Origin of the sequence: Pseudomonas morbosilactucae (genome assembly GCF_023241715.1) — a bacterium.
Lineage (GTDB): Bacteria > Pseudomonadota > Gammaproteobacteria > Pseudomonadales > Pseudomonadaceae > Aquipseudomonas > Aquipseudomonas morbosilactucae.
Map to the genome: position 1 here is coordinate 19,874 of NZ_JALQCW010000074.1, position 8,973 is coordinate 28,846.

General features: G+C 64.7%; 8 protein-coding genes and 2 pseudogenes. 4 read left to right on the plus strand and 6 right to left on the minus strand.

From position 1 onward, the window contains the following. Window positions 1–31: 31 nt before the first annotated feature. The 4 genes and pseudogenes from M1B34_RS25200 to M1B34_RS25215 all read right to left on the minus strand — a co-directional run bounded on the left by M1B34_RS25200 (window position 32) and on the right by M1B34_RS25215 (window position 2,949). The gene (locus M1B34_RS25200; protein ID WP_268266532.1) at window positions 32–583 is read right to left on the minus strand and encodes an NADPH-dependent FMN reductase; all 552 of its coding nucleotides are present in this window, start codon (window positions 581–583) and stop codon (window positions 32–34) included. Further along, entirely contained in the window at window positions 498–1,109 is a 612-nt protein-coding gene (locus M1B34_RS25205; protein ID WP_268266533.1) for a cupin domain-containing protein, read from the minus strand. The genes M1B34_RS25200 and M1B34_RS25205 overlap by 86 nt, the downstream gene beginning before the upstream one ends. 60 nt (window positions 1,110–1,169) lie before the next feature. Beyond that, window positions 1,170–2,284 (minus strand): annotated as a pseudogene (locus M1B34_RS25210) (alcohol dehydrogenase catalytic domain-containing protein). A gap of 83 nt (window positions 2,285–2,367) precedes the next feature. Then, a complete protein-coding gene (locus M1B34_RS25215) occupies window positions 2,368–2,949 on the minus strand; it encodes an amino acid synthesis family protein (protein WP_268266534.1) in 582 nt (193 codons plus the stop codon). A gap of 118 nt (window positions 2,950–3,067) precedes the next feature. Between M1B34_RS25215 and M1B34_RS25220 the strand changes: the two genes are divergently transcribed. Genes M1B34_RS25220 through M1B34_RS25235 form a run of 4 tightly spaced genes read left to right on the plus strand, consistent with a single transcriptional unit; the run spans window position 3,068 to window position 7,626 of the window. Beyond that, on the plus strand, window positions 3,068–3,919 hold the full coding sequence (locus M1B34_RS25220) for a fumarylacetoacetate hydrolase family protein (protein WP_123335699.1): 852 nt from the start codon (window positions 3,068–3,070) through the stop codon (window positions 3,917–3,919). A 42-nt stretch (window positions 3,920–3,961) separates the two neighbouring features. Further along, complete coding sequence (locus M1B34_RS25225; RefSeq protein ID WP_123335697.1) at window positions 3,962–4,519, plus strand: VOC family protein; 558 nt, start codon at window positions 3,962–3,964, stop codon at window positions 4,517–4,519. 59 nt (window positions 4,520–4,578) lie between these two features. Continuing rightward, complete coding sequence (locus tag M1B34_RS25230; RefSeq protein WP_268266535.1) at window positions 4,579–6,009, plus strand: aldehyde dehydrogenase family protein; 1,431 nt, start codon at window positions 4,579–4,581, stop codon at window positions 6,007–6,009. Window positions 6,010–6,063: 54 nt separating this feature from the next. Continuing rightward, on the plus strand, window positions 6,064–7,626 hold the full coding sequence (locus M1B34_RS25235; protein ID WP_268266536.1) for a bifunctional 3-(3-hydroxy-phenyl)propionate/3-hydroxycinnamic acid hydroxylase: 1,563 nt from the start codon (window positions 6,064–6,066) through the stop codon (window positions 7,624–7,626). Window positions 7,627–7,716: 90 nt separating this feature from the next. Here the strand turns inward: M1B34_RS25235 and M1B34_RS25240 are convergent, their stop codons facing one another. After that, window positions 7,717–8,403, minus strand: a complete 687-nt coding sequence (locus M1B34_RS25240) for a GntR family transcriptional regulator (RefSeq protein WP_268266537.1) — start codon at window positions 8,401–8,403, stop codon at window positions 7,717–7,719. Between the two features lie 86 nt (window positions 8,404–8,489). Further along, window positions 8,490–8,973, minus strand: a pseudogene (locus tag M1B34_RS25245) (methyl-accepting chemotaxis protein); the annotation flags it as partial.

Here is an 8,973-nt window from a genome sequence, read left to right on the forward strand (position 1 = left end):
ACCTCCGCGCCCTCACCCGCACCGTGCGCGTTTAGGAGGCTTGGGCTTGCTCGATCAACAGGCCGACCCCGGCCATCAGGAAACTGCGCGCCGCTTCGTCCACCAGGCGCCCGTCGACGATCTTGCCGGCCACGCTGCCGATCACGATCTGCGGATAGACCACCTGCCGTGCCTGCACCGCCCACAGGGTTTCATTCAATTGCTGATGGGCCCGGGCGCCGCCGGTAAAAGCCGGCGAGGCGGTAAAGGTCAACACCGCACGCCCGGTCAGCACCGAACGACCGTGGGGCCGGGACAACCAGTCGAGGGCGTTTTTCAGCACCCCGGACATGCCGTGGTTGTACTCCGGCGAGCCGATCAACAGGCCATCGGCCGCCGCCACCGCCGCGCGCAAGGCCAGCACGGCTGGCGGTGCATTCGGGCCGTCATGGTCTTCGTTGTAGGGCGGCACATCCTGCAAGCTGTGCAACGTCAGGCGCACCTCGGGCGGCAACGCTTCAGCCACGCTGAGCAGCACCGCGCTGTGGGCCGAGTGCCGACGCAGGCTGCCGGACAGGCCCAGCAGGTTCAGGGTCGCGCTCATGGCTGGCCTCCCTGGGCCAGGCCCTGCATAAACACCGCGCCCGGGCCGGGCGTTCGGACTTGTTGCGCCAGGCATGCCGGGTGCCCTGCTGGATCACCACGTCGCCGCTGCGCACCAGGCGCTGCTCGCCATTGTCCAGCTCCAGCCACAACTCGCCTTCGAGGATCACCACATAATCCAGGGTCGGCGTGCGGTGCATGCCCGGCGCCTCGGGTTCAAAACACTCGATCAACCCCGGCAGCGCCTCGACCATCTCACCCAAGGCCCGCTGCGGGTTCAGGGGCGCGGCCATCACCGAGTCCGGCGGCAGGCTGATCATCAATAAGGACGAACCGCCCACCCCTGGCAACAACGAGCCGCCAAGGGTGCTCTGGTCGGCGTCGGATGCACCGTCGCGGCTCCACACCTGACTGAAGCCATAACCCGGGATGTCGCTGAAATCCTTGGCCCGCGACGCACTGGCATCGCTGACAAACACCGAATTGCCCTGCCCGTCGTGGCCGGTTACCACTCTACGAATCTGCATACTGCCCTCTCCTGCCCAGGCGTTGACCGGGGCGCGCCAGGCGGCGGCCCCGACCACGGTTCACGGACGAATCACGAAGTTGCCAAAACCGCCCTGGCGATTCTCGATGCCGCTGATGGCCTGGTTGACGTCTTCCAGGGCAAACACGCTGTGCTCGAAAAACGACAAGTCCAGGGCGCCGGACTCGACCATATCAGCCATGTTCTGACCCTGGCCGGTGGTGAACCAGGCCGAGCCGCTGAGCTGGATGTCGTTGTCCATCATCCAGTGCAGGTCCAGGGGCACTTCACCGGACACCGCGCCGATGTTCACCAGCACGCCACCACGGTGCAGCCCACGCATAGCATCCACCAGGCCGGCAGCCGGGCGCCCGGGCCGAGGGCGTCGATCACCGCGTCCAGGCCTTCGCCGCCGGTGATGCGGTCGGTCCATTCATGGGTCGGGCACGAGCCCAGGGAGAGGATCTCAATGCGCCCTGGTGCAGCCAGGTCCTTGACCCGCTGGAACAGGGTTTCGTTGCGCGCGGTGCCGAGGATCTTGCGCGCGCCCATGGCCAAGGCCAGGGCCACCGCGCCGAGGCCCAGGGTGCCGGTGATGCCGTTGATCAAAACGGTGCTGCCCGGGCCGACATTGGCCTTGAGCAAGGCCCGGTAGGCAGTGCCCAGGTAGCCCAGGCGCGCGGCGGTTTCAAAGCTCAGGTTGTCGGGCAGGCGCACCAGGCTGTACTGCGGCGCGGGCATGTATTCACAGAGGCCGCCGTAGGGGTAGTCCTCGAACATCCGTGGGCTGCGCGGGGTAAAGCCGAAGTAACCGTTGAAGGTGTAGGCGCTGCAGCCAGTGGTGTTGCCGGCGCGGCAGGCGCGGCACGAACCGCAGTAGCGGGCCGGGTTGACGTAGACCCGGTCGCCGGGCTTGAAGTCGTAGACCTGGTCGCCCACCGCCTCGATCACTCCGGTCGGGTCCAGGCCGAAGATTGCCGGCAGCTTGGGCAGCGGCAGATGGGGGAACCATTTGACCCAGTTGGTGAGGATGTTGTGCAGGTTCGGCACGATGCCGCAAGCGGCGACCTTGACCAGCACTTCAGTGGGGCGAATCGCCGGGACTGGCACCTGTTCGATTTGCATCGGCTGGCCGCCTTCGTACATCCGTGCCGCACGCATCATTTTCGGGCTCATCACATTCTCCACACTTTTTGTTGTTGTTCTCGGGCGGCGGCCTGCAGGGGGCAGGCACGCCTTTTATACAGAATTCATGGGGCTCAGCGCAGGCCGTCCTCACCTTTAATCGCGTCGGCCGCCAGGCCGCCAATGCGCGCGTGAATACGCCCGCCGGTGGCCATGGCCAAACCGAAGGCAATTTCGTTGCGCCGCGGGCCATCCCACAAGGTCATCTCGGCCACGCCGAAGTGGCTGCGCACGTAGGCGGCCTGGATATGCCCCAGGGGAATCATGATTCGCGCGCCGGGCCCGGCAATGCTTTTGGCCGCCGGGACAATCGCCTTGGGGTTGCCCAGGGCTTCACGCATGGCCCAGCCGCCGGCCTCGTGCCACACCGCGCCGTGCTCCAGTTCGCCGTCTTCACCGACGATGGCGCCCTTGCCATAGGCCTGGACCCGATCCGCACCGCCCAGGGCGCTGATCAAACGCTGGGACAACTCGCTGCCCAGGGCCCGCAACTGCTCCATGAACGGCAGCAGGTTTTCTTCATAGCGCCCGGCGTAGGGGTTCTCCACCACGGCCACGGCCACGGCGATCAACAGGGGCTCGGCCACCACCGGCCCGCCCTCGTGATGCACTTCTTCTATATCCAGTTTGAATTTGCGGATCTTCACCAACGACATGCTTGATCTCCGGCAGACACCCGCCTGTAAGAAGTTGCTTGGCGGGCTTCCATAATATGCATTTTGTAATGTATGGTGCAAGAAATTATGTTTTATGCACAAAAAGGAAAAGCACTCCATGAAACTGATCTCCTATCACCACAACCAGCAAGCCTGTTTTGGCGCCGTGGTCGACGACCACGTCATCGACCTGGGCAAGCAGTTCCCCGGTGTCGATAACCTCGCGGCCCTGCTGGCCGATCCTGAACTGTTGCAACAGGCCCGCTCGCGGGTCGCCGACGTGCAGCCCGACTACCCGTTGAGCAGCGTGCAACTGGCCCCGGTGATCCCGGCGCCGGGCAAAGTCATCTGCGTCGGCATCAACTACGTGGCCCACGCCGAGGAAGCCGGGCGCAAGGTCGGCCAGTACCCGGTGATCTTCCAGCGCTTTGCCGAAACCCTGCTGGCCCACGGCGAACCGCTGCTGCGCCCGGTGGTGTCCGAGCAGTTCGACTTTGAAGCGGAGCTGGCGGTGGTGATCGGCAAGGGCGGCGCCCACATCGCCGTCGAAGACGCCATGGATCACGTCGCGGGCTACACCTGCTTCAACGACGCCAGCGTGCGCGACTGGCAGTTCCACACCCACCAATACGGCATGGGCAAGACCTTCCGCAGCACCGGTGCCCTGGGCCCATGGCTGGTGACGGCCGATGAAATTGCCGACTATCGCGCGCTGCAAGTTCGCGGCATTCTCAACGGCGAGCAGTTGCAGGAAGGTTCCCTGGACGAGCTGGCGTTCGACATCCCGACCCTGATCGCCTACGTGTCCAAGGCCCTGACCTGGAACCCCGGAGACATCCTCGCCACCGGCACCCCAAGCGGCATCGGCTTCAAGCGCACGCCGCCGATTTTCCTCAAGCCGGGGGATGTGTTCGAGGTGGTGATTACGCAGATTGGCACCCTGTCCAACCCCGTGGCCGACGAGGCCTGAAGCACGCTTCGCGCAAACAATGACAATAATCAGGAGCCAAGCATGAACACCCTTCCGCGAATCAACTTCACCCACACTGGGACCTTCTGCGCCGACCTGGACAACATGGTCGAGTTCTACTGCAGCAAGCTGGGCTTTATCGTCAGCGACAAGGGCGTGGCCTCCACCGGTCACCGCCTGTTCTTCATGACCCAGAACCCCGAGGTCCACCATCAACTGGTGCTGTTTGACGGCAAGCCGGTGGACCTGGCCTTCAACCCGATCAACCAGCTGTCGTTCCTCCTCGACTCCCTCGAAGACCTGCAGCGCTACTACCAGTTCGCCAAGGCCAACGGCATCGGGCCAATTGACCAGGTCGACCACGGCAATGCCTGGTCCCTGTACTTCAAGGACCCGGAAGGCAACCCGATCGAGATGTACGTCGACGCGCCCTACTACACCAACCAGCCGTGCCGCGAGCCCCTGGACCTGGAGCAGAGCGCCGAGCAGATCCGGGCCCAGACCCTGGCCATGTGCAAGCGTCGCCCAGGCTTCCAGACCCGGGACGAGTGGATGCAATCGATCAGTGAGCGCATCGCCCAACAGCGCGTGCGCTGGTAAGCCCCCTGGCGGCGACCGGCGTCGGGCCGGTCGCCCACACATGCACGCAGAGTCATGCCATGCACAAGAATCTGATAGCGGGACAGTGGGTCGAAGGCAGCGGCATCAGGGAGAACCTCAGCCCTTCGGACATTCATGACCTGGTCGGGCTGTACGCCCAGGCCAGCGCCGACGACGCGCACCAGGCGATCCTGGCGGCGCGTGATGCACAACCGATCTGGGCCGGCAAAAGCCCGCAAGCCAGGGCCGATGCCCTGGATTTCATCGGCAGCGAATTGCTCGCACGCCGAGATGAACTGGGCCATCTGTTGGCCCGGGAAGAAGGCAAGACCTTGGTCGAAGCCACGGCGGAAGTGGTCCGCGCCGGGCAGATCTTCAAGTTTTTCGCCGGGGAAACCCTGCGCGTCCGTGGCGAGCACTTGGCTTCGATACGCCCGGGAATCGAAGTGGATATCCTGCGCCGGCCGGTAGGCGTGGTCGGCATCATCACCCCGTGGAATTTCCCGATTGCCATCCCCGCCTGGAAAATCGCCCCGGCCCTGGCCTACGGCAACAGCGTGGTGTTCAAGCCCGCCGACCTGGTGCCCGGCAGTGCCTGGGCCCTGGCCGAAATCATCAGCCGCGCCGGCTTGCCGGACGGCACCTTCAACCTGTTGATGGGCCGCGGCAGTGTGGTCGGCCAGGCCCTGCTCGAAGCACCGCGGGTGCAAGCCATCAGCTTCACCGGTTCGCAAGACACCGGGCGCCAGTTGATGCAGGTGGCCGGGGCGCGCTTCGCCAAGCTGCAACTGGAAATGGGCGGCAAGAACCCGTTGGTGGTGCTGGCCGATGCCGACCTCGATCAGGCGGTGGGGTGCGCAGTACAAGGCGCTTACTTCTCCACCGGGCAACGCTGCACAGCGTCGTCGCGGTTGATTGTCGAGAAGGCCATCTACCCGGCCTTCGCCGCCGCCCTGACTGAGCGTTTGCAAGCCTTGCGGGTGGGGCACGCGCTGGACCCGCAGAGCCAGATCGGCCCGGTGGCCGATGCCGCGCAACTGCGGCAGAACCTGGACTACGTGGCCATCGGCAAGGCCGAGGGTGCGACCCTGGCCTGGGGCGGCGAACCGCTGCGACGAGGCACCGACGGCTACTTCATGAGCCCGGCACTGTTTGTCGACACCGATCCCCAGGCGCGCATCGCCCGGGAGGAGATTTTCGGCCCGGTGGCCTGCCTGATTGCCGCCGATCATTATGAACACGCCCTGCAACTGGCCAATGACACGCCGTTCGGCCTCTCGGCGGGGATCTGCACCACGTCCCTGAAGCACGCCAGTCACTTCAAGCAGGAAGTGCAGAGCGGCATGGTGATGGTCAACACCCCCACCGCCGGGGTCGATTACCACGTGCCCTTTGGCGGCAGCAAAGCTTCCAGCTACGGCCCTCGGGAACAAGGCAGCCATGCGGTGGAATTCTTCACCACGGTCAAAACCGCTTACACCCAGGCCTGAGGCGTGTCCACACTCCCCTCGGCCGGGCACCACAACAAGAAGATGGAGCACAGCATGGATTACGATCTGATCATTGTCGGCATGGGCCCGGTGGGCGCCACGGCAGCCAACCTCGCCGGGCTCTGGGGCCTCAAGACCCTGGCCCTGGACAAGGCCCCTGACATCTATGAAAACCCACGGGCCATGGGCTTCGACCACGAAGTGATGCGCACCCTGGACAACCTCGGCCTGGCCGACGCCATTGCCAGCCACACCATGCCCTATCGGGCCTCGCACTATGTGTCCAGCGACGCCCGCTTGATCAAGCGCATCGACGCCGCCAAGCCGCCGCACCTGCTGGGCTGGTCGCCGAACTACGTGTTCTCGCAACCGCCGGTGGAACGTGCCTTGCGCGCACGCATCGACAGCTACGCCCATGTGCGCGTGCAACTGGGCGTCGAGGTGCTGGACGTGCGCTCCGGCGAGCAGCAGGCCGAAGTCCTGGTGCGGGACGCCCAGGGCCAGGAACACACCTACAGTGCCCGCCATGTGCTGGCTTGCGACGGCGGCACCAGCCAGATCCGCACCCGCCTCGACCTCGGCATGGAAGACCTGACGTTCGACGAGCCGTGGTTGGTGGTGGACGTGCTGCTCAACGAGGGCGCCGGCGAAACCCTGCCGGAGACCAACGTGCAGTACTGCGAAACCGAGCGCCCCTGCACCTTCGTGGTGGGCCCGGGCCGTCATCGGCGCTGGGAGTTCATGATCAACCCCGACGAGTCGCCGGTGGACATCGCTCGCCCCGAGTCGATCCGCCGCTTGATCGCCCGTTGGCTGCCGGCCGAGGACTATCAGATCTGGCGCGCGTCCAGCTACCGCTTCCATGCGCTGATCCTGCGCCAGTGGCGCGCCGAGCGGATTTTCTTCCTTGGCGACGCTGCGCACATGACCCCGCCGTTCCTGGCCCAAGGCATGTGCCAAGGCATTCGCGACGCCCTGAACCTGGTGTGGAAGCTGGCCCTGGTGAACCGCGACCTGGCCGCCCCGGGACTGCTGGACAGCTACCAGGCCGAGCGCGCGCCCCATGTGCGACGCACCACCGAGGTGGCCAAGAGCTTCGGCCAGACCATCTGCGAGCGGGACCCGCAGCGGGCCGCCGAGCGTGACCTGCGCCTGCTGGAACAGATGCGCGCCACGCCCAACGGCATGATCCGCCAATCGCTGATTCCGCCACTGAATGCCGGGCTGATCGACAGTTCACCCGCAGCCGGCGAGTTGTTCCCCCAGCCCCGGGTGCGCAACCGTGACGGCGAACAAGGCCTGCTCGACAGCTTCACCGGGCAAAGCCTGCGCCTGGTGCTGGCCGCCGACTTTGACGGCGAGCGCCTGCTGCAACAGCTGCCCCAGGGCCTGCAACGCCTGCCGCTGCAGATCGTGCGTCTGGTGGACCAGGCCCCCGCTGCCGGCGACCCGATCGATCACTATCAGGAACAGGACGGGCTGCTGGGGCAGTGGATGAACGAACGCCAGTGCAAGGTGCTGCTGGTGCGCCCTGACCACTATGTGTTCGGTAGCGCCATCAGCGACGACCAGGCCCTGGCCCTGATCAACCGCTTGCTGCACAGCCTGAATGGCTAACAGTGCCCCATAAAAAACGCCGCGCCAGAGTGAACTGGCGCGGCGTTTTTTTAGCCTGGTGTTTATTGCCGAGCGCTTGTTGCCGGGGGCTTATTGCAGGGTGGAATGCTGACCCAGCAAGGCATCGCTGACCCGGCTCAGGGTTTCGCTGATATGACTGTTGAGCAGGGCCACGGCCTTCTCAGTGTCCCGGGCCAATACCGCATCCATCAGGCGCTTGTGCTCGTTGCCTTTATGCCGCTCGACCTTGCGCCGCAGGGCCGAGAAACGCCGGTAACGTTCGGCGCGGTCGAACAGCGAGTCGACGGTGCGCAGCAACAGGGACGACTGGCAGGCCGAGAACAGGGCGAAGTGAAAGGCTTTGTGCCGCTCCGACCAATCATCGTCCAGGGCCACCGGCAGGCTACCGAGCTTCTTTTCCACCAGGCTCAAGCGATGGTAGGCGCCGAGGATATCGGCCTCCCAGGCATCGTCGCCATGGGCGATGGCATTGGCCAGGGCCTCGCGCTCCAGCAGGCAGCGCAGATGGGTGATTTCACCGAAATCCTCCACCGACAGGCCAGCGACGCGAAAGCCCTTGTTCTCGCTGGCTTCGACGATGCCTTCCTGGGCCAGGCGGTTGAGCGCCTCGCGGATGGGCGAACTGCTCAAGCCATAGGCCTTGGACAATTCCGCCACTTTAAGCTTTTCGCCGGGAGCCAGATCGCAGCAGATGATCGACTTCTTCATCTGCTGCAACGCCACCTCAATCAACGACCCGCTTTGATTACTGAGCATGTTCATGGACCTGATAGATATTGCACTGTTGGCGATTTTATGCGCAAAAATGGCTTTGTGCAATTTACTCCGTGACTTTCTACACCTCAGGACAAGCGGAAAAACTGCAGGATGCCGTGCAACTCCTGCCCTAGACGCTCCAGGTCTTTACTGGCGCTGTCCAATTGCTGGTTGCTGGAGAGGTTGCGTTCACAGGTTTGCTGCACTTTGAGCATGCTGCGCCCAACGCCCTGAGCCACCTGGCACTGTTCCTGGGTGGCGCTGGCGATCTGCTGGTTGAGGCCGTGCATGATGCCCAGGTTCTCCGCCACCTGAGCCAGGGCCACGCTGGCCTGGGCCGAGAGTTGCCGGGTCAGTTGCGCCTGTTGCCGGGCACTCTCGATATCGTGCACCGCGCCCTGGGTCTGGCGTTGCAGGGATTGGGTCATGGCGCCGATCTGCGCCGCCGCTTCCTGGGTGCGGTTGGCCAGGTGCCGCACTTCATCGGCCACCACTGAAAAGCCTCGGCCCTTCTCACCGGCCCGGGCGCCTCGATGGCCGCATTCAGCGCCAGCAGGTTGGTCTGTTCGG